At 42.4% G+C, this 20,485-nt stretch carries 19 protein-coding genes; 16 read left to right on the forward strand and 3 right to left on the reverse strand.

Annotation, left to right across the window (positions count from 1 at the left end; translation table 11 throughout):
• The 10 genes from KOL94_RS00210 (at nt 1) to KOL94_RS00255 (ending at nt 9,982) form a co-directional block, all read left to right on the forward strand.
• Complete coding sequence (locus KOL94_RS00210; protein ID WP_260412142.1) at nt 1–285, forward strand: YhdT family protein; 285 nt, start codon at nt 1–3, stop codon at nt 283–285.
• On the forward strand, nt 282–1,772 hold the full coding sequence (gene panF / locus KOL94_RS00215; RefSeq protein WP_221563087.1) for a sodium/pantothenate symporter: 1,491 nt from the start codon (nt 282–284) through the stop codon (nt 1,770–1,772). The genes KOL94_RS00210 and panF overlap by 4 nt, the downstream gene beginning before the upstream one ends.
• Nucleotides 1,773–1,801: 29 nt before the next feature.
• Nucleotides 1,802–2,662: a MurR/RpiR family transcriptional regulator gene (locus KOL94_RS00220; RefSeq protein ID WP_221563088.1), complete on the forward strand. Its 861-nt coding sequence runs from the start codon at nt 1,802–1,804 to the stop codon at nt 2,660–2,662.
• A 32-nt stretch (nt 2,663–2,694) separates the two neighbouring features.
• Nucleotides 2,695–3,828: an o-succinylbenzoate synthase gene (gene menC, locus KOL94_RS00225; RefSeq protein WP_221563089.1), complete on the forward strand. Its 1,134-nt coding sequence runs from the start codon at nt 2,695–2,697 to the stop codon at nt 3,826–3,828.
• A 21-nt stretch (nt 3,829–3,849) separates the two neighbouring features.
• Entirely contained in the window at nt 3,850–5,460 is a 1,611-nt protein-coding gene (locus KOL94_RS00230; RefSeq protein ID WP_221563090.1) for an N-acyl-D-amino-acid deacylase family protein, read from the forward strand.
• Nucleotides 5,423–6,298: a GNAT family N-acetyltransferase gene (locus KOL94_RS00235; RefSeq protein ID WP_221563091.1), complete on the forward strand. Its 876-nt coding sequence runs from the start codon at nt 5,423–5,425 to the stop codon at nt 6,296–6,298. Before KOL94_RS00230 ends, KOL94_RS00235 begins: the two co-directional genes overlap by 38 nt.
• Nucleotides 6,282–7,481, forward strand: a complete 1,200-nt coding sequence (locus KOL94_RS00240) for a M20 peptidase aminoacylase family protein (RefSeq protein WP_221563092.1) — start codon at nt 6,282–6,284, stop codon at nt 7,479–7,481. The genes KOL94_RS00235 and KOL94_RS00240 overlap by 17 nt, the downstream gene beginning before the upstream one ends.
• A 365-nt stretch (nt 7,482–7,846) precedes the next feature.
• A complete protein-coding gene (locus KOL94_RS00245) occupies nt 7,847–8,245 on the forward strand; it encodes a hypothetical protein (RefSeq protein WP_221563093.1) in 399 nt (132 codons plus the stop codon).
• A complete protein-coding gene (locus KOL94_RS00250) occupies nt 8,238–8,432 on the forward strand; it encodes a M23 family metallopeptidase (protein WP_260412143.1) in 195 nt (64 codons plus the stop codon). Before KOL94_RS00245 ends, KOL94_RS00250 begins: the two co-directional genes overlap by 8 nt.
• A gap of 137 nt (nt 8,433–8,569) precedes the next feature.
• On the forward strand, nt 8,570–9,982 hold the full coding sequence (locus KOL94_RS00255) for a PQQ-dependent sugar dehydrogenase (protein ID WP_221563094.1): 1,413 nt from the start codon (nt 8,570–8,572) through the stop codon (nt 9,980–9,982).
• Nucleotides 9,983–10,089: 107 nt separating this feature from the next.
• Here the strand turns inward: KOL94_RS00255 and KOL94_RS00260 are convergent, their stop codons facing one another.
• Nucleotides 10,090–10,650: a YybS family protein gene (locus KOL94_RS00260; protein ID WP_221563095.1), complete on the reverse strand. Its 561-nt coding sequence runs from the start codon at nt 10,648–10,650 to the stop codon at nt 10,090–10,092.
• A 514-nt stretch (nt 10,651–11,164) separates the two neighbouring features.
• Between KOL94_RS00260 and KOL94_RS00265 the strand changes: the two genes are divergently transcribed.
• The 5 genes from KOL94_RS00265 to ppdK all read left to right on the forward strand — a co-directional run bounded on the left by KOL94_RS00265 (nt 11,165) and on the right by ppdK (nt 18,090).
• Entirely contained in the window at nt 11,165–11,689 is a 525-nt protein-coding gene (locus KOL94_RS00265; protein WP_221563096.1) for a MarR family winged helix-turn-helix transcriptional regulator, read from the forward strand.
• A complete protein-coding gene (locus KOL94_RS00270) occupies nt 11,682–13,091 on the forward strand; it encodes a sodium:solute symporter family protein (RefSeq protein ID WP_260412144.1) in 1,410 nt (469 codons plus the stop codon). The genes KOL94_RS00265 and KOL94_RS00270 overlap by 8 nt, the downstream gene beginning before the upstream one ends.
• Before the next feature lie 17 nt (nt 13,092–13,108).
• On the forward strand, nt 13,109–14,239 hold the full coding sequence (locus KOL94_RS00275) for a M24 family metallopeptidase (RefSeq protein ID WP_221563097.1): 1,131 nt from the start codon (nt 13,109–13,111) through the stop codon (nt 14,237–14,239).
• A gap of 364 nt (nt 14,240–14,603) precedes the next feature.
• Nucleotides 14,604–15,428, forward strand: a complete 825-nt coding sequence (locus KOL94_RS00280) for a pyruvate, water dikinase regulatory protein (RefSeq protein ID WP_221563098.1) — start codon at nt 14,604–14,606, stop codon at nt 15,426–15,428.
• Nucleotides 15,421–18,090 carry a pyruvate, phosphate dikinase gene (gene ppdK, locus KOL94_RS00285; RefSeq protein WP_221563099.1) on the forward strand — a complete coding sequence of 890 codons (2,670 nt, stop codon included), beginning with the start codon at nt 15,421–15,423 and terminating at the stop codon, nt 18,088–18,090. The genes KOL94_RS00280 and ppdK overlap by 8 nt, the downstream gene beginning before the upstream one ends.
• Before the next feature lie 207 nt (nt 18,091–18,297).
• Here the strand turns inward: ppdK and madM are convergent, their stop codons facing one another.
• Both madM and madL read right to left on the reverse strand, forming a co-directional pair.
• A complete protein-coding gene (madM, locus tag KOL94_RS00290; RefSeq protein WP_221563100.1) occupies nt 18,298–19,062 on the reverse strand; it encodes a malonate transporter subunit MadM in 765 nt (254 codons plus the stop codon).
• Complete coding sequence (gene madL / locus KOL94_RS00295; RefSeq protein WP_221563101.1) at nt 19,043–19,459, reverse strand: malonate transporter subunit MadL; 417 nt, start codon at nt 19,457–19,459, stop codon at nt 19,043–19,045. Before madL ends, madM begins: the two co-directional genes overlap by 20 nt.
• Before the next feature lie 315 nt (nt 19,460–19,774).
• Here madL and KOL94_RS00300 point away from each other — a divergent pair, with 315 nt between their 5' ends.
• On the forward strand, nt 19,775–20,452 hold the full coding sequence (locus KOL94_RS00300) for a GntR family transcriptional regulator (RefSeq protein WP_221563102.1): 678 nt from the start codon (nt 19,775–19,777) through the stop codon (nt 20,450–20,452).
• Nucleotides 20,453–20,485 lie beyond the last annotated feature (33 nt).

The raw sequence follows: 20,485 nt of genomic DNA on the forward strand, positions 1-20,485 counted from the left end.
TTGGAAAATTTTAAGGAAGATCGTCGATTCCGTCAATGTACAAAAGAAATGTGGGTGACACTTCTATTCTTTATCTTTAACTTGATTGTTACTGGCGGAATATCATTAGTGATCGGTTATAACAAACCGGCATCTGAAGTGGACATCGTGATGGGCTTTCCTGATTGGTTCTTCTATGGAGGAATCGTAGGCTGGTTCCTGCTGATCATCGGCGCTTATTTCATGGTCAAATTGTTTTTCAAGGATATGTCCCTTGAAGCAGAAGAAGGGGGAGAAAAGAAATGAAATGGGATGTCCTCATACCGATCCTCCTTTATCTAGTGGTCACGTTTCTGATAGGAGGATACTTTCATAAATTCTTGAAACAAAGGAAGTCGAGCTTCCAGGAGGAATTTTTCATCGGTGGAAGGAGCCTTGGACCAGTCGTCTTGGCGTTTACGATGCTGGCATCCGCAGCCAGTGCCGGGACGTTTATCGGATCTCCCGGACTAGCTTACCAGATGGGATATAGCTGGGTACTCGTCGGCTTGACACAGCTTGCGATGGGAATCTATATCCTTGGGATCCTGGGGAAAAAGTTCGCGATCGTCGCAAGGAAATTGAATTCGATTACTTTGATCGACATCCTGAAAGAAAGGTATCAAAGCCATACCGTCGTAATTGGCAGTGCTCTCGGGATCATCATCTTCATCAGTGCCTATATGGTCGCCCAGTTTGCAGGAGGCGCACGGATCCTAGAATCGATCACTGGCCTACCGTACCAAGCAGGATTGTTGATTTTCGGTCTGGCGGTTGTCATTTACACCACATATGGCGGATTCCGGGCCGTTGCGATGACTGATGCAATCCAGGGTATCGTGATGATGCTTGGCGGAATCATTCTATGGGTCGTGTTCATGATCAAAACAGACGGCTTTACAGTTTTGAATGAACAATTGGCTACTGCACATCCTGAAATGCTGACATTGCCAGGCGGGGCCAATCTGACACCAACCATGTTCTTTTCCTATTTCCTAATGTTCGGTATTGCCGCGATCGGTTTGCCTCATGCTTCAGTCCGTGGTATGACCTATAAAGACTCGAAGTCAATGCATCAAGGGATCATCCTGAGCGGTATCATCATGGGGATATTGACGTTCGGGTTCGTAACAATCGGGCCAATGGTCAGGATTCTATATCCGAACCTTGAGGTAGCAGATCTTGCGTTGCCATTTCTGATCCTTGATATCATGCCAGGTTGGGTAGCGGGCCTTATATTAGCAGCACCGTTGGCTGCGATCATGTCGACGGTCGACTCCATGCTTCTCGTCACGAGCTCGACCATCGTAAAGGACCTGTATCTGAATTACATCAACCCAGGTGCAAGTGAACGGAAAATTTCGAAGATCTCTTATTTCACGACATTGGCAATCGGGGTTGCAGTCGTATTGATTTCCCTAACTCCGCCAGAATATCTGCAATTGATCGTCTTGTACGCGATCGGTGGGCTTGAGGCCACCTTCTTCGCACCGATCATTTTAGGGCTCTATTGGAAAAGGGCTTCAACCTGGGGAGCAATCGTCTCCATGTATTCAGGATTGATTTCCTATCTGATCATCTCCCAATACTTTCCGAATCCTTTCGGCATGCATACGATCGCGACAGCAATGGGATTATCCTTCCTGTTGATGATCGTCGTCAGCTATTTAACGCCAAAACCGTCGGAAGAAATTATCCGGAAGTTCTGGGGAGCAGAGACAGTGCCTTTGGAAGAAAAGAGATCGATTGGATAATCGCGCAATAGAAAGGAAAGGTTTTTTAGATGGATCACATCAACGAAAAAATAAGAGAGAAATTCAATGCACTGACGAAAAGACAAAAGACCGTCGCAAAATATTTGATCGATCATCCCCAAAAGGTTGCGATCCAGACGGCAAAAGAAATCGGTGCAAATACGGAAACGAGTGAGACGACTGTGATTCGTCTCTGTTATACACTGGGGTTCTCAGGTTTCAGCGAACTGCAGAAGCAAGTGAGCACGTTTTTGATTGAGAAGAACCATAACGATCCCTTGGAAAATTACCGAGAATCGACTGGGGAGCTGAGTGCAAAGGATAATCTTATCCAGCACATCATGAAACAGGATGTCGCTTCCATTGAAAAGACGTTCAGTAATCTTAGTGATGAAATGTACCAAAAAATCATCGATGCCATCCTCCAGTCCGAAAAACGTTTCATTGTCGGGTTGAGGAGTTCCTTCCCCCCAGCCAACTGGCTGCATTTCAGTTTGAATATTGTAAAAGGGGATACCTTCCTTTACAAGGGAGAAATCGATGACGCCATCTATATGCTTACTGAGATTGATAAGGAATGCCTGGTAATTGCGTTTTCATTCCCGAGATATATACAGGAAACCGTTTCTTTTGTGAGTGCTGCGAAAAAGAAGGGGGCGAAGGTGTTGACGATCACCGATGATCCACTCTCACCTGTCGGGGTTTTGAGCGATTGGTTGATTAAGGTGGATACCCCTTCTCCGGCGGCTCTGAGTGGTATGACCCCTATATTTTCGGTATTGAATGTGTTGGTAAGCGGCGTCGCTTCTTCGGAATGGAAGGATGTCGGGAGGCGGATCAATGAATATGAACAGGTTAGCCAAGAATTTTCCCCTTTTTATAAGAAATGAAAAGGTATTACCAATAGGAAAGGAAACAGACTATGATAATTGATCAAATCAATTTATATAGACTTAAAATGCCTTTGAAAAATCCATTTGAAACCAGTTTCGGCCGATTATTGTTCAAGGATTTCCACGTGGTCGGTGTCCATTGCGGCGAACTGACAGGCTATGCCGAAAGTACATCACTGCCATATCCGGTCTATAACGAAGAAACTACTGGAACTGTTTCGTACATGCTGAAGGAATTTCTGATTCCCCGACTCTTTTCAAAAAAGGAGATCGGCCATCCTAAAGAAGTCGATGAGCTTTTCAGCCCGATCCGGCGCAACAATATGGCAAAGGCTGTGCTCGAAGGAGCAGTCTGGGATTTATTCAGCAAGCAGGAAGGGATTCCACTTTCCAGGGCTCTCGGCGGCCAAAAGGATGAAATTGAAGCCGGCGTCAGCATCGGGATCGAAGCCTCCATTGAGGATGTACTGGCAAAGGTCGAGAAATTCATGGCGGACGGCTATAAGAAAATCAAAGTAAAAATCAAACCAGGTTTCGATGTCGAGCTCATCAAAGCAATCCGAAACCGATTCGGAATGGACGTCCCGTTGATGGCGGATGCGAACTCCGCCTATACACTGGATGATATCGAACTGTTGAAGGAAATAGATCAGTATGGGCTGATGATGATTGAACAGCCTTTGGCTCATGACGACATCATCGAACATGCTACATTACAAAAGCAGCTCCAGACACCGATCTGCCTCGATGAAAGCATCCATTCGGCCGAGGATGCACGGAAAGCGATCGAACTAGGGAGCTGCAAGATCATCAACATTAAAGTCGGCCGTGTCGGCGGATTGACACAGGCAATTAAAATCCATGATATATGCCAGCAAAATGATATTCCTGTCTGGTGTGGAGGCATGCTTGAAGCAGGAATCGGCAGAGCGCATAACATTGCGCTTACATCGCTTTCGAATTTTACGATCCCTGGGGATACGTCGGAATCGAACCGTTATTGGGAGAGGGATATCATCAAACCGGAAGTCACTTTCAAAGAACCAGGAAAGCTGTCTGTACCTGCATCTAGCGGAATAGGCTATGAAGTCGATGAGGAAGCGTTGCGAGAATACCTTGTTGAAGAATCGGTCATCAAGAACGATCAAGTGTTGCAATCTTAATCCAATGAAGGAGGAATTTCCGTGTACGATCTGATCATTAAAGGCGGAAAGGTATATGATGGAACAGGAAACCCGTGGACAAGCTATGATATCGGAATCAAGGAGGGTGTCATTGCAAGGCTGGGGGATTTGAGCGGTGAAAAGGCTGCCAGGGAAATCCAGGCAGATGGTATGGCTGTATCTCCGGGTTTCATCGATACCCATGTCCATTCAGATTTATTGTGTACGAAGCCTGAGATTCACAAAATCAAAGTTTTACAGGGTGTCACAACCGAATTGTTCGGACAGGATGGGATATCCGTGGCGCCTGTCTCAGAGGAAACGAAACCATTATGGCAAAAGCAATTGAAAGGGCTGAACGGTGATATCGGGGATTGGCCGTGGGAAACGGTAGAGGAATACCTGGAATTCCTTGAGCGGTCGGCGATTGCCGGAAATGCGACGTACCTCGTTCCACACGGGGCTGTGCGGACGCTTGTCATGGGCTTTGAAGGAAGGACCGCGACCAAGGATGAGATAGAACAGATGCGTCATCATGTCGAAGAAGGGATGAAGCAAGGAGCAGTCGGGGTTTCATCGGGTCTCGTCTACCCGCCGAACGTGTTTTCCGATAAAGAAGAGCTGATTGCGATCTGTAAAGGCGCTGCCAAATATGATGGTTGCTTTGTCGTCCATATCCGCAATGAGAGCATTCTTTCCCTCGAAGCACTTGACGAAGTTATCGATGTCGCAAGGCAATCAGGGGTCCGGCTCCATGTTTCCCATTTTAAAGTGGCCGGTAAAATCAATCGGGATAAATTTGAAAAAGCCCTTGAAAAAATGGATGCAGGGCGCAGGGAAGGAATCGAAATCACCTTCGACCAATATCCGTACACAGCCGGATCCACCGTCTTCCACGCCATTTTGCCGCCATGGATGCATTCTGGCGGAACCGAAGAGATGATTGAGAGATTGAAAGACCCTACCATTCGTAAAAGAATCAAGGAGGACCTCGCCAATAAAGTAGATTACGAGAATTGGACGTATAATTGCGGCTGGGAAAATATCACGATCACCGCAGTATCCACCGAACAAAACCGTTGGGTGGAAGGAAAAAACATGGTGGAAATTGCGAAGGCAAGGGATGTCGATCCAGCTGAAGCCGCATTCGACCTGTTGATCGAAGAAAATGCCGGTGTCACAATGATCGTCCACTGGGGCAATGAAGAGGATGTCATCTTCGGTATGAGGCATCCGTTGCAGATCGTCGGATCGGACGGGATCTTCGGCGGGAAACCGCACCCGAGATTGTATGGGACCTACCCACGGGTCCTTGGCCGGTTTGTCAGGGAGAAGCAGGCCATTACACTGGAAGAAGCGATCCGCAGGATGACCGGTGCACCTGCACAGCTGCTCCGTCTGAAGGATCGTGGACTCATACGGGAAGGGTACGCCGCCGACCTTGTCGTGTTCAACCCGGAAATTGTCGTTGATCATGCCACCTATGAGGAGCCGTTGAAGGAGCCGGATGGGATCGACTATGTCATCGTCAACGGAGCGGTCGCAGTCAAGGATGGTATCTTCACTGGAGAAACAGCCGGAAAGGTGATCAGACGTGAGCACAGCAGCAAAGCAAGCAAAGTTCAGGTATGACGTCGTCACGGACTTCGATCATCTTGAAGAAATCGTAGCCTTGCAGAAAGCGGTCTGGGGGGAAGATGTCGTCACGTCCCTCCCGCAAATGGTGGCGGCAAACCATAATGGCGGTGTCGTCATTGCCGTATTCGATGATAACAATGGAAGGATGGCAGGATTCTGCTATGGATTTCCAGGGTTCAGTGAGCTTAGCGATAAACCGTATCTTTGCTCGCATATGATGGCCATCAATCCTGACTATCAAAATCAAGGGTTGGGTGAACAGCTGAAGTTCGAGCAGCGGAAGTGGGGGATAGCGTATGGGTATGAAAAAATCGTCTGGACGTTTGACCCGCTGGAAGCCCGCAACGCTTACCTCAATCTTTGCAAACTTGGTGCGTATGCCAAAACTTACATCGAATCCGTTTACGGTGAGATGAAGGATAAGGTCAATATCGGCATACCGTCTGACCGGTTCCTCGTCGAATGGGACCTCCATTCACCGACCGTAACCGTTGCTGCGGACGGGAGAAGGAACGTCCAAACCGAATGGAAGGATTATCAAAAGTTGGTCAACATCCAGTGGCAGGATGGAATCCCAGTGCCGGATTCCCTGAATCATATCGGGGATGGACCGGGTCATCTGTTGCCGGTGCCGGCCAATCACAGAACGATAATAGAATCAGCGCCAGATGTGGTCATGGATTGGCGAATGACGATCCGTCACGCAGTACAAAAGGCTTTTGCTGCCGGATATAGGATCGTCGGGATCCTGAGGGACCCATCCATCGCACATTACGTGCTGGTACAAAATAGACAAACAAGGGAGAACAGAAAGAATGCAATTGATCAGTAGTTTAAAACAATGGGTGAACGACAATGAGGAGCAGATCCTCGATACGTATGCCCGATTGCATGACCTGGCAGAGGTCAGCTGGAAAGAAGAAAATACAAAAAAGTACCTATGCAGTAAACTGTCAGACTTGGGCTTTTCCTATCAAATGTTTGAAAACCATCATGCCGTCGTCGTCGACTGGAAAAGTGAAACGGGAGACGGTCCGAGTCCGACAATCGGTTTGCGCGCCGATATGGATGCTCTTTGGCAAAACGTGGACGGAGTTTGGAAAGCAAACCATTCCTGCGGCCATGATGCTCATATGACGGTAGTGCTTCACACATTACAATGCTTGAAGGAAATTGGATTTATCCCTGAAGACATCAACCTGAAATTGATCTTCCAGCCTGCCGAAGAGTCTGGCAAGGGTGCGATGAAAATGATCGAGGAAATGATATTGGAGGATGTCGACTATCTATTCGGCCTCCATGTGAGACCAGAAATGGAGATGAGTTTCGGCGAGGCATCACCTGCCATCCATCACGGTGCGACAACCTTGCTGAAAGGAAGGCTGAAAGGTCTGCAGGCACATGGCTCCAGACCGAATTACGGCATAAATGTCGTAGATTCCCTTGGTGCGATCATCTCTGCAGTGAATGCCGTGAAAGTCGATCCGACCATTGCAAGCTCGGTGAAAGTGACGCAGGTGAAAGCAGGTGGTGACAACGTCAATATCATCCCGGATGAAGCCGAATTCGGCATCGATGTCCGGGCACAGACGAATGAAGAGATGGAAACGCTGCTTGAGAAGGTGATGATCGCCGTCGAATACGCTGCGAAAGCGAATGGCAGTGAAGTTGAAGTGGAGGTTGCTGCCAAGATGGTCGCGGCGATTCCAAATCCCACGATGGAAAAGATCGTGGCAGAAGCGATCGTCGATGCATTAGGTGAGGATGCGTTAGTCTCCCCTCCTGTCACACCGGGAGGAGAAGACTTTCATTTTTATCCGAAGAACAAGTCGGATATCCAAGCCACCATGGTCGGTCTCGGTACAGGGTTGACCCCTGGCCTGCATCACCCGAACATGGAATTTAATCTATCATCTTTGAAAAATGGCGTCGCAATTTTGGCAGCCTCGATGATCAAATTGTCTGAACAGATAAAGACGAAATTTCAAAAAACAGAACATCCAGAAAAGGGATAGCGATTGATGAACGTGGGATAGGGAATATCAGAATGTCCGAATCCATCATCAATTCGATTATTTAATCATAGTCCATCAACTTTTGTGAACCCTTGTAGTTCATGCCGATTCACCAGATGAAGTTCATTACTAATAAGGATCTGAAAGAAAAAGGTAAGCGAACCAAACTAAATGGCCAACAAATTCATAACAACCTTTATTCAATTCTTGAAAACCATTATTCCTTTATTATAGGCATGATGGTTTTGTTTTTAATAGGTGAGGACAAAACGATTAGAGTAGTAGAGTCGCCGTGTTTTCCACTGTAGAATGTAAGCATGGGTGATGAACTTATAGGGTTTCTTAAATGAAGAGGGATAATCTATTTGCAAGCTGTAATGTTAAGTAGTGAGGTTCAAAGTGAAATTATTCATTTACTAGTAAAAGCCTTGAATGACCACTATGTATTTCCTGATGTTGCTAGGGAAATGAGTGAGCAGATCGAAGTAAATTCTACCAAGGATGGTTACCTAAACACCCATGATCCGGAAGACTTTTGTGAACAACTAACCGAAGATCTCCGTGCAATCAGTAGCGATAAACATATAAGCGTAAGATACACAGAACAAGAGAAATCCATTGATCAAAAGCGTAGTTTGATCGAACATAAAGAGGAGTACCTTCTGAAAGCCAAGATTGATAATTATGGATTTCATAAAATTGAACGAGATCTTCGGGGATTTTACAATCCTGAATACGCTGGAGAGGCAGCAGTAAATGCATGAAGATGTTGGGGGTTTTGTGAAAAAAGGAGAAGAGATTGGTCTTGTCGGAAATTCAGGAAATACAAGTGAGCCTCATATACATATCCATGCGGGAAAGGATGGAAAAGGCGTGCCTATTCGTTTTAATGGAAGGTTTCTTGTAAGAAATAGCTTGGTTTGTCAGAGTGAGATGGTTACAGGGAATTAAAAGATAAATTAAAAAGACAAAACGCTCTTCTTTTATTTAACTAACTTCCCTTTTCTTGAATAACGATCAGAAATGATTCATAACTATATTTCTAGCTACCTCTATAAATGAAGACAATAGGAAGGAGGTCAAGTTAGTTGAAAAAAGTTAAAGTCAGTTTACAGCCCATTGTAAGTAACATAAATTTACCCACTGTTTTGAAAACAACTATACTTCCAGGTGACTCAATTGAAAGATTATTTATTGCAACCCAAATAGGAGAGATCTTTTACATAGAAAACGGAGTTATCAGGACTTTTTTAGATATACGCCCACGAATCATAAAACTAGGTGTTTCTAGTGGTGGATATGATGAACGGGGACTGCTAGGGCTGGCGTTTCATCCCGACTTTTATTATAACGGTCTGTTTTATCTTCATTATTCAGTAGCTGGAACACAAGGTCCAGGTGCTTATCCTAAAGGTTTTAAACCTGACCCATGTGATCCTGGAACTTTAAATCTAAGATGGGTAAATAGAGAAACTCAATATGACCATATTGATACAGTAGAAGAATGGATCTTACAATCGAGTGGCCACCCTCAAAAACGACGGACATTACTTAACTTAAGAAGACCATTCTCAAATCATAATGGTGTCAACAGTTTAAACTTTTCACCTGAAACAGGAAAACTTGTTTTAACCACCGGTGATGGTGGATCAGGCTATGATCCATTTAACTTAAGTCAGGACGATTTGGAAATATGCGGTAAAATAATTGAAATTGATGTAAGTAAGAATACATACATCATTACTCCACCCATTGTCACCCGTTTTAATGAACTTCCCACAACTATTCAGGAAACGCTCACGGTAATGGCAAAAGGGGTTCGCAATATACCAGGCATTTCATTTCAAAGGTTTTATAATAACTATATTAAATATGCGGGAAATGTCGGACAGGATTTGGTCGAGTCGATTTTTTCATTCGTTCATTATAAACCAATACCAGTTACTCAGCTTATTCAAGCTTCTTTCATGAATTCTGAACCTGACCAAGAAGGATTTATTAACTTTGGGTGGCGAGGGTGGGAAGGTGCTTTTCCAACTTCGACTATAAGAGGTTGCACCAAAGATCCGAATTTAGATGAGAAAACAATTGCTTATTACAATGAAGCAGTAACACTTTCAGGGAGTCGTCTTCAGCCTTTAACTAGTTATTTTCATAAAGATACCAGACCCGATAAGTTTGGAGGAACTGCACTTACAGGAGTACAGCCCTATATGGGGAATGGAATCCCTGATTTAACAGGAAGGGTTGTGTTTACCGATCTTGCCCAGAAGAGATCCCAGCCTCAGGTTAGAGGAGCTTTAGCTTATACCAACATAAGAGCTGATGGTAAACAGAATGATTTTAGTTTGATTCAAACCGATTATAATTTTGGGTCTCAATCAGCCTATTATGTTAGTTTGGGAACGAATCTGAATCAAACCAGATTATATTTAGGGGTTTATGGATCTATGAAAGTGACTGAATTTAACCAAGGCACTGTCTTTGAAATAGTTCCATGAATCATAACCATGAAGTTCTTTCAGTCTAAAGTTTGATAAACATAATCGTTTATTTTGCGGAATCACTGGATTGATATCCGGGATAGTCGGCTGTGTTTGGAGGATCACTAAATTATAATCACTTTAAATCTTTTAAAAATGATTAAAGCAATTTCAACCCATAACCAGCTATAAAGGAAAGCAAATATAAAGATACTTCCAGTTGTAAGAAATGAAAAGGAATCAGAGACGGCTGGACCTAAAACTGGAAAGTGAAAAATAAATAGTAGACTCATAATACCCAACATTAAAAGAATTGTACCGGTAGCTATAATACTCAATCTCCTCCTAAAAAAGTAAAAAGATGCCCCTATGCCAAACCCTAACAATCCTGTTGTAAAAGGAAATACGATTAGTTCAGTTGGCTGTAGGATGAATAACAACATAATTGTAAGAAAATAGGACATTACTCCAAAAGGAATGGAAAACATGGAACATAACAGAATAGGTGCAGTGGCAAGCGGACTTATAAAATATCCTATACCTGGTAAATAGCCACCAGCAGCCTGTAGAATAGCAGCAATACAGGAAAAAATAGACCCTAAAATGAGCATCCTCGTTTTTTTATATCTATTGAATACTAATTGAGACAAACGAACCTCATTAGAGATAGGTTTAAAAAAATACACCTTTCCACCTCGTTCTAAATGAATTATACGTTACCATACATTATATTTATCATTGATGGAACTATTATTAATAATCTAAACGTCAATATCCTTTGTAATGAAAAATAAGCACAGCACAAGGAAAACACATGGGGCGTAAAGAGAAGGATGAGAAAGACCGCTAAAAAGACTTTAAAGCTGAACTCAAAAAGAGAATTATATGGCTTAGGCGTAAATGATATTGGTTAATAGGATGGGTGTTCCCCGGTCTACAATTTACGATAAAGCTAAAGAGCTAAATCCAAACAAATAAGCAACACCTGGTAGCGCTGTACATTCAGGAGGAGTAATTCTAAAGGATAGAGGTAACACAAGTAATAGTATAATCAGGACATTTTATCTAGGTAGACCGTGGATTTGTGGAGGAAATGAAGGATATTGATTTGATCGACAAATTAAAAATATAACAAACAACCCTTGAAAGTTTAACTTTCGAGGGTTCATTCATTTTTCTAAAATATTCTATGAGTAAACGTTGACAAAAGCAACGTTTTTAAGTATAAATAAATTAAATAATCAGAAAATGGTGAATAATTTGTTTAATGAAGAAATCAGGAAGTTCAATCGTTTTTATACCCGGGTATTAGGGCTGGTAAACCAATACTCTGAAACCAGTTTGTTTTCTTTACTAGAATCACAGATTTTATATGAAATCTATTCGAGAGACGTTTGTATCCAAAATGAACTGTGTGAGTTCTTTTCCATAGACAAAGGATACATGAGTAGAATCCTTAATAAATTCAGCAATCAAGGATTGATTATGAAAAAACCGTATGATCAGGATAAAAGAAAAGTCCGATTGGTCATTACCCCTAAGGGAAAAGAACAAACGAAAGACCTGGTTGATTCTTCAAACTTTTATGTGAATAGAATGATCAAGGATATTCCTACCTCAGAACTCAACAAGCTGATTGCCTCCATGAAAACGATAGAAGATATATTGAATAAACAAGTAGATATTAGCAGTTCTAAAAGTAGAGGAGGAGAAAAGTTTGAGTAACGTCTACATTGTCGTGGTGGTCCTTTATTTATTGTTGATGATTGGCATGGGGATTTATTATGCGAAACGAGAAGTGAGAACAAGTGAAGATTTCATGGTGGCTGGGAGACGGTTACCTAGAATTGTTTTAATCGGTACACTTTTGGCTACATGGGTTGGTTCTGGAACAGTTGTTGGAGGAGCCAGCTTTATCTATCAATATGGACCCTTTGCCTCGATTATCTACTTTGCAGGTGCTCCGATCGGTATATTCATTCTATATTTCATAGCTGATAAGGCACGTTCCTTGAGTAAATATACCATTCCGGAAATGTTAGAAATCAAATTCGGAAAGAATACGAGGACGATATCTGCGTTGTTTATCTTATTAGCTTATGTAGGAATCACATCCTATCAATTCATCGGTGGAGGTTATGTTCTCCATCTCACCACAGGCATGTCTGTTGAATTAGGTACGTTGCTGACTGCAGCTGTCGTCATCTTTCTCGCTACGACAGGTGGAATGTTCTCTGTAGCCTATACAGACTTTCTAAGCTCCTTCCTCATCGTTGTTGGTTTTATTATTGGTATTCCCTTTGCTTTATCAGCTGTTGGCGGGTTCGAAGGATTGACGGCTGGATTGGCGGACCATCAATTAGCATGGGATGGCGGATTGACCATCCCTCAATTATTGGGCTTTTTCTTACCAACCTTTCTCCTGATCCTGGGCGACCAGAATATGTACCAACGTTTTTCATCCGCAAAATCTCCCGAAGTCGCCAAGAAATCAACCATGGGATTCCTGGCCGGGGATTTATTGATCATGGGGCTGGCGATTTTGCTTGCGACTTGTTCGATCGTACTTTTCCCGAATATTCCTCCAGATACTGCTATCTTAGAACTTGCAGCTAGTGGACTTCCAATCGGAATAGGCTCACTTATTCTTGCTGCATCTGTCGCATTCATCATCACTACTGGAAACTCCTACTTATTATCATCAGCAGGGAACTTAGTCTATGACTTGATTCAGGGGCTTAAAAAGAAAAAAATTGATGAGAGTAAGATTCTTGGTTTGAATCGTTATATCGTGATCCTCCTTGGGATTTTTGCATACAGTCTTGGACAGTTCTTCCCATCCGTGTTAGCCATCCAGATGTACTCCTACACGATGTATGGCGCTGCAATCACTCCGACGATTTTGGCTAGTTTCCTTTGGAAAAGAGCGACTACTGCTGGTGTTTTGTCATCGATCATTATCGGTGGATTTGCTACGATATTCTGGGAAATCGGCCTTCAGAAACCAATGGATTGGAACAGCGTACTGTTTTCATTGCCTCTGTCTTTACTCGCGTTGACCGTTGTGAGTTTAATGACAAAACCGAAAAAGCTTGACGTCCAACCAGCAACAACAATTAATCAATAAATTGGAGGGTATTACAGATGAATATCAAAAAGCGCATTGAAAGTTTTCGAAATTACCTGAAAGAAAATGATCTGTCTGCTGCAGTTGTCATGTTGCCTGATCACCAATATTACTTGACTGGATTTAAAGCGTTGATTTACTCACGACCTATTTATTTAGTTGTTGATGCTGAAAAAAGTACGTTGATCGTTCCTGGTCTGGAAGAACTCCATGCAATCCAGAAGGCAGAAGTGGATCATGTCGAAGTTTATTATGAGCATCCAGAAGAGGTGAACACCAATCAAATGAAGATGGTGAGGGAAGTTTTGACCAAATACTCCCATGGCACCAGGATGGGACTGGATCTGGGAAGTGCACCTGCCAGTCTCTATCATTTCATTTCAGATCTCGGCTTTTCCATATCGGATGTAGGAGAACAACTGGCACGTATGCGCTACATTAAAGATGAAGAAGAAATTGATATGATGAAAAAAGCGGGTGATTTAGTCAATCTGGGTGTGAAATCTTCCATCGAAGCTTGTATGGAAGGGACAAGTGAACTGGAAATCGATTCAAAGGGCAATTTAGAGATCTATAAAAAAGCATCAAATGACTATCAAGAGGCGACATTGGACCTCATCGTCATGTCACCATCAGGTAAAGTGAGAACGACGTTACCACATGTTTTCTCCAATACAAGACGGTTCGAAAAGGGAGATGTCATCATCCACAGCCGTCAGGTAGCCCTGAATGGATATCGGGCTGAATTAGAAAGAACCATCTTTGTCGGAGAACCTGATCAAGAACAGAAGAAGATTTTTGAAGTGGCGACAGAAGCACAATTGAAAGCATTGGAATTCATTCGTCCAGGAGTAAAAGCGGCAGAAGTGGATAAGGTAGCAAGGGATGTCATAGAAAAAGCAAACTTAGAGAAATATGCTGTCCATCGAACCGGACATGGTTTAGGAATATCAGCACATGAAGAACCCTATGTCCGATTCGATAATGATTTAATTCTGGAAGAGGGCATGGTCTTTTGTATTGAACCAGGAATATACGTCCCAGGAATAGGTGGATTCAGACACTCTGATACAGTGGTCATCAGAGAACATGGCGTTGAGTTGATTACGGAATATCCCAAAACACTCAATCAATTGATCCTTCAATAATTTCAATAGTAGATATTTGAGACACCCTCTACATGGATGGTGTCTTTTTTACGTTTCTGGTGCTAGGGGCATGTTCAGCAGTGGATAATGCACAAAGAGCTGGATGGACTATGGGACCCATGTATCAAGTATGGGAAAAGCAACAGGTATATACAAACCATTCTAAGTTTTATAAAGAAAAACCATCGACGGGCGGGTGTTACCAAAAAGTTTTTTAATACAATCATGTAAAAAGGATTGTATCTAAGCGGTATTAATAGTAATATACTATTAAATTTAATAGTATGACACAAATAGAAATTTATAGATTATTAGTATAACCTAAAATCCAGCACTACAAGTCAAATTAAGAGGGAGATCATATGTGAAAAACAAGGAAATCGTTTATGTCGTTTCTGATTCGGTTGGCGAAACAGCTGAATTGATGGTAAAAGCAGTTGCAGCACAATTTAACGGTGGAGAGGTTGAAATTAAACATATTTCTTATGTAGAGGATGTAAAAGAACTTAATAATGTCATTACTGCTGCGAAGTATAGTAATTCCATCATTGCCTATACATTGGTGGTACCTTCTTTAAAGCAATACCTTGATGATGGGGCAAGGGATGAGGGAATCATTGCGATTGATTTAATGAATCCGCTGATGGAAGCATTTAGTCAAAAATTCAGGAAAGAACCAGTTCGGCAGCCAAAACTTATAAGGCAAATGGATGAAAACTATTTTCGTAGAGTTGAAGCAGTTGAGTTCGCAGTCAAAAATGATGATGGGCAAGATGTAAGAGGGCTCAGCCGTGCAGATATTGTATTGATTGGTGTTTCCAGAACATCAAAGACACCACTTTCCATGTATCTGGCCCACAAAAGATTCAAGGTGGCAAATGTACCGTTAGTACCCGAAATAACGCCTCCTGATGAACTTTTTGATATTCCTAAAAATAAATGTGTGGGTTTAGTCATAACACCTGATAAATTGAATGAAATACGGAAGGAACGGTTGAAGAATTTAGGATTAACAGCCCAGGCGAATTATGCGAATTTAAATCGTATCCTTGAAGAATTAGATTATGCTGAAAAGATTATGAAACGGATAGGTTGTCCGATTATCAATGTCTCAAATAAAGCAGTAGAGGAAACAGCAGACTTAATATTAGCGATGTTAAAAAAGAGAGGGGTAATATTCGATGACTAAATTCGTCTATATGTTTGATGAGGGGAGTAGTGAACAAAAAGAACTTTTAGGAGGAAAGGGTGCTAACCTGGCAGAAATGACTCGGATCGGTTTGCCTGTTCCTTACGGGTTCACCATTTCGACAGAGGCTTGTAATTTGTATTACGAGTCAGGAAAATCTATTCCTGAAGAGATTGAATTTCAAATTTCAAAAGCGCTTCAAAACCTTGAAGAAAAAACAGGTAAACGACTTGGGGACCCTTCCAATCCGCTGCTTGTGTCTGTCCGTTCGGGTGCCGTACATTCGATGCCAGGAATGATGGATACAGTTTTGAACCTTGGGTTGAATGATCAAACAGTAGAGGGCTTGGCAAACCTTACGAAAAACGCTCGTTTTGCTTATGACTCTTACCGTAGGTTCATTCAGATGTTCAGTGATGTGGTGTTGAAAGTTGATGGTTTTTATTTTGAGCAATTTTTAGAAGAATATCGGATTGAAAAAGGCTACCAATCAGACCCTGAACTGTCTGCAGATGATTGGAAAGAAGTGATCAAGGGATACAAAAAGCTTGTTGAAAAGCATGCTGGAAGGACATTTCCTGAGAATCCTATGGAACAATTATCCTTATCGATCCGTGCCGTATTTGATTCATGGAATAACCAACGTGCAATCGTATACCGTCGTCTTCAGAAAATCCCCGGTCATTTTGGAACAGCTGTAAATATTCAAAGCATGGTATTTGGAAATATGGGCAATGATTCGGGTACGGGAGTTGCTTTTACCCGGAATCCATCTACTGGAGAAGCAAAACTTTACGGTGAATATTTGATAAATGCCCAGGGTGAGGATGTTGTTGCAGGGATTCGTACCCCGCAGCCCATTGCTACTCTCCAGGAGAAAATGCCGGAAGTTTATGAGCAGTTTGTTGAAACAAGTCACCTTCTTGAAAAGCATTATCAAGACATGCAGGACATTGAGTTTACAGTAGAACGAGGTAAACTGTTCATTCTCCAAACAAGGACAGGTAAACGAACGGCTCAAGCTGCTCTGCGAATCGCGGTTGAACTCGTAAAGGAACAAATCATTCGTAAGCAGGAAGCTATTTTACGTGTAGATCCAGATCAGCTCGATCAGCTTCTCCATCGTCGTATTGATGAATCATACGTACGGAAACCGTTAGCCAAAGGTCTACCCGCATCACCTGGGGCTGCAACAGGGCAGGTCGAATTTGATGCGGATGAAGCAGAACGATTGGCGAAAGATGGCAAAAAGGTCATTCTTGTACGTCCAGAAACAACACCGGATGATATTCATGGAATCGTTTCTTCCCAGGCGACAGTCACGAGCCGTGGAGGAATGACAAGTCATGCAGCTGTGGTTGCAAGAGGTATGGGTAAAGCTTGTATTTGTGGCTGTGATGCATTACGTATTGATTTAAAGCTGAAGCAGTTCCAAGTGGGAGATACGATTGTCAACCGAGGGGATCGTATTACGATTGACGGGTCAACGGGTGAAATTTTCTTAGGTGAAATTCCAATGATCGAGCCACAGCTTTCAGATGAGTTTCAATTGTTGCTTGATTGGGCAGATAAGGAAAGGACACTAGGTGTAAGAACAAATGCGGATAATCCTGCTGATGCCAAGAAGGCCATTGAATTTGGCGCAGGGGGAATCGGATTATGCCGTACAGAACATATGTTTATGGATATGAAGCGTATCCCGATTGTTCAGGATATGATTCTTGCTGAAACATATGAGGAGCGTGAAGTAGCCCTTAGCAAGCTGTTACCGATGCAACAGGAGGACTTTGAAGGAATCTTTGAAGTAATGCAGGGTTATCCTGTAACGATCCGTTTATTAGACCCTCCTCTTCATGAGTTCTTGCCTGATAAGGAAGAACTGCTTGTTGAAGTAACCAAGCTTCAGATGACAGAACCAAACGCTAAGGAGTTACATGATAAGGAGCATCTGTTAAGAAAAGTACGACAGTTGGATGAATTTAATCCAATGTTAGGCCACCGTGGCTGCCGATTGGGTATGATTTACCCGGAAATTTACCTCATGCAGACCAAAGCCATTTTTTATGCCATTGCGAAGGTTATGGAAAAAGGCATAGACGTAAAACCTGAAATTATGATTCCTTTGGTCGGACATGTAAATGAGTTGAAAGAAATGCGGAAATTGGTGATCGATGCCGGGTTACAGGTTGAAGAAGAAACTGGACAGAAATTTGATTATCTCATAGGTACGATGATCGAAGTGCCACGTGCAGCCTTAACAGCTGACCAAATTGCTCAAGAGGCGGACTTTTTCTCGTTTGGAACGAATGATTTAACCCAAACAACATTCGGATACAGTCGTGATGATGCAGAGGGTAAATTCCTTCAAGCCTATATCGAAAATGATGTTTTATCAGAAAATCCTTTTACATCTCTTGATCAAGAAGGTGTCGGAAAGCTTGTTGAAACTGGCGTAAAGCTTGGCAGGCGTACAAAACAAGGGTTGAAAACTGGGATTTGCGGCGAGCATGGTGGAGAAAAATCATCGATACAGTTTTCCCATGATGTAGGGTTGGATTACGTAAGCTGTTCACCATACCGTGTACCTCTTGCACGGCTGGCGGCGGCTCAAGCTAAAATCAAACATGAACAAAAACAATACGAACCTCAAACACAACGATAAAAAATTAGTGGACTATACGCCACTGTCTTCACTTACAAAGACTCGCCGATTGGCGAGTCTTCTTTATCTGTTCATCCTTTTATTTAATTGCTTTCTTTTCCTTTCCTTCTTTATGATAGGAGGTTTGCGGAAACAGGAAAGAACTAATATTGACTAAGATTGAGAAAAAGGGATAGTTTGATGTCTGCAGTCTATCCCTCTTTCTTACTATCCGAATATAGATCTAGTGATAATAAATAAAATTGATGGAGCTAAGAGACATCCTAATCCTGTATAAAAGGTCGCGGTCATCGCCCCATAAGGAACCAATTTGGGATCTGTAGCTGCCAAACCTCCTGCTACCCCACTTGTCGTTCCCATAAGGCCACCATATACGATGGCTGAACGAGGGTTATCCAGACCGATATATTTTGCGATGAAAGGTGTACCGATCATTGTCAGGATGGATTTGACTAAGCCTGCTGCAATACTTAAAGTAATGACCTCCGAACTTGCTCCTAATGCAGTCCCAGTCACTGGTCCCACTATGTATGTTGCAGTTCCAGCCCCAATTGTCGTCAAACTGACTGCATCCGTATAACCGAATGTTAAAGCAATGACCACACCCACAATAAAGGAAACGATTACGCCAAGGAAAAGGGAGAGGACACCTGTGAATCCGGCTTTTTTAATCTCTTCGATGTTAGCTCCAAAAGCGGTAGCGACAATGGCAAAATCCCGTAGCATCCCGCCACCCATCAACCCGATACCTGTAAAGAGTCCAATATCAGATAATCCTTTCTCTCCTCCCGTTGTGGCACCTCCAATGTATGCAAGAACCAACCCGACAAGGATGGCAATTGCCGAGCCATGTAGCCATCCTTTTGTCAGCTTATCAGAGAACATGTAAGAGAAGTACATGACAATTCCAACTAACGCAAACGACAATATCAGTCCATTTTCTTGGAAAACATCACTTAGCATCTCGAACATCTGTGTTACCTCCAATCAATTCCTCACTGATCGTATTCGGTTTTTCTTTTCCGATATTACTCAATAAAGGGACTAGTGCCCAGCTGACAATTACAGCTGCAACTCCTGCCAAAATGGCAAGGGGTCCTCCATCAATCGCACCAAAAACATTTTGTTGGGATGCCATTGCAATGACGATCGGTATGTACATTGCACTCCAGAACGCCACACCTTCTTGTGATTTAACAGTCAGTTTCTTTTTCTTCTTCAAGTAATCGACCACTAATACAAGGATCAACATCGCAATTCCGACTCCACCGACATTAGCTTCAATTCCAAGAATCGCTCCTAACAAATCACCTATGAATGCACCTGCCAACATACAAATCGCTAATAAAGTGACTCCATAAATAACCAACGCGATCACACCCTTCTTCTATTTTTCTTACAAAGACTAATTGACGTGACAACAGAGTATTAAAAAATAGAGATGTTATGTGGATTCTTAGTTGTAATCATTCATGAAGTGACAAACCAAAAAGGAAGCGCTTTCAAAAGATATACAGACGTCAATCAACTGTCGACAATTTATATCACTCATCATAAAGGGGATGGCTGAAAAAATCAAATACTTTTTTAAATTTTCTAAAAATATTGAATAGTGGGTAATTTAAGTGTTATAATTTAAATCGACAGTCGACCAAAGCACAGATATATAAGGGAGGCCATAAAAATGGGGAGAATCGATTTAAGTAATAATGCGTTATCCAACCATATTGCAGAACATATTACCGAACAGATCATCACTGGACAATTACAGCCTGGGGAAAAATTGATTGAAAGTACATATGCTGATGAGTACGGAACTAGTCGAGCCCCTGTGAGGGAAGCGATCTTCCAATTGACCGTAGAGGGCTTAGTAGAACGGATTCCTAGAAAAGGGGCGGTAGTGAAAGGATATAGTGAATCTGAAATCTATGATCTTTTAGAAATACGTACAATGCTGGAAGATTTGGCAATGAAGCGAATTTCTGAAAATGGGTTGGATGTGAACGTACTTGAGGAAATGGAAAATAACCTCCAAAAGATGGAGGAAGTTGTAGAAGCGGACCAATATACACAGCTGAATCATTCTTTTCATATGGGTCTTATCGATGGCAGTAAAAGTGATGTCATCAAGAAAATGTATTCAAGATTGAAGTTACCACTTTTAAGAATTCAGAACCTTACTTTTGGTGAGGAAGGGAAAATTGAGAAGTCCATTAGAGAGCATACGACATTAGTGAAGTTATTGAAAGAAAATAATATACAAGAAGCTACAACAGTCCTGAATCAGCACAATCGGGATGTGATTTCCAATATAAAGAAGTTTTTGTTTGAAAGTGAAGCGTTGAAAGAGAAGAAAGCATAAGGTTTGGGCATAAACCAGGTGGTATTAGAGAAC

The organism is Alkalihalobacillus sp. TS-13 (genome assembly GCF_019720915.1).
In the GTDB taxonomy this organism is placed as follows: Bacteria; Bacillota; Bacilli; order Bacillales; family Fictibacillaceae; genus Pseudalkalibacillus.

Excerpts from the sequence above, each read along its gene's own strand:
- panF (WP_221563087.1), top strand. The coding sequence starts at position 282 with ATGAAATGGGATGTCCTCATACCGATCCTCCTTTATCTAGTGGTCACG.
- KOL94_RS00220 (WP_221563088.1), top strand. The coding sequence starts at position 1,802 with ATGGATCACATCAACGAAAAAATAAGAGAGAAATTCAATGCACTGACG.
- menC (WP_221563089.1), top strand. The coding sequence starts at position 2,695 with ATGATAATTGATCAAATCAATTTATATAGACTTAAAATGCCTTTGAAA.
- KOL94_RS00240 (WP_221563092.1), top strand. The coding sequence starts at position 6,282 with ATGCAATTGATCAGTAGTTTAAAACAATGGGTGAACGACAATGAGGAG.
- KOL94_RS00250 (WP_260412143.1), top strand. The coding sequence starts at position 8,238 with ATGCATGAAGATGTTGGGGGTTTTGTGAAAAAAGGAGAAGAGATTGGT.
- KOL94_RS00275 (WP_221563097.1), top strand. The coding sequence starts at position 13,109 with ATGAATATCAAAAAGCGCATTGAAAGTTTTCGAAATTACCTGAAAGAA.
- ppdK (WP_221563099.1), top strand. The coding sequence starts at position 15,421 with ATGACTAAATTCGTCTATATGTTTGATGAGGGGAGTAGTGAACAAAAA.
- madM (WP_221563100.1), bottom strand. The coding sequence starts at position 19,062 with ATGTTCGAGATGCTAAGTGATGTTTTCCAAGAAAATGGACTGATATTG.
- KOL94_RS00300 (WP_221563102.1), top strand. The coding sequence starts at position 19,775 with ATGGGGAGAATCGATTTAAGTAATAATGCGTTATCCAACCATATTGCA.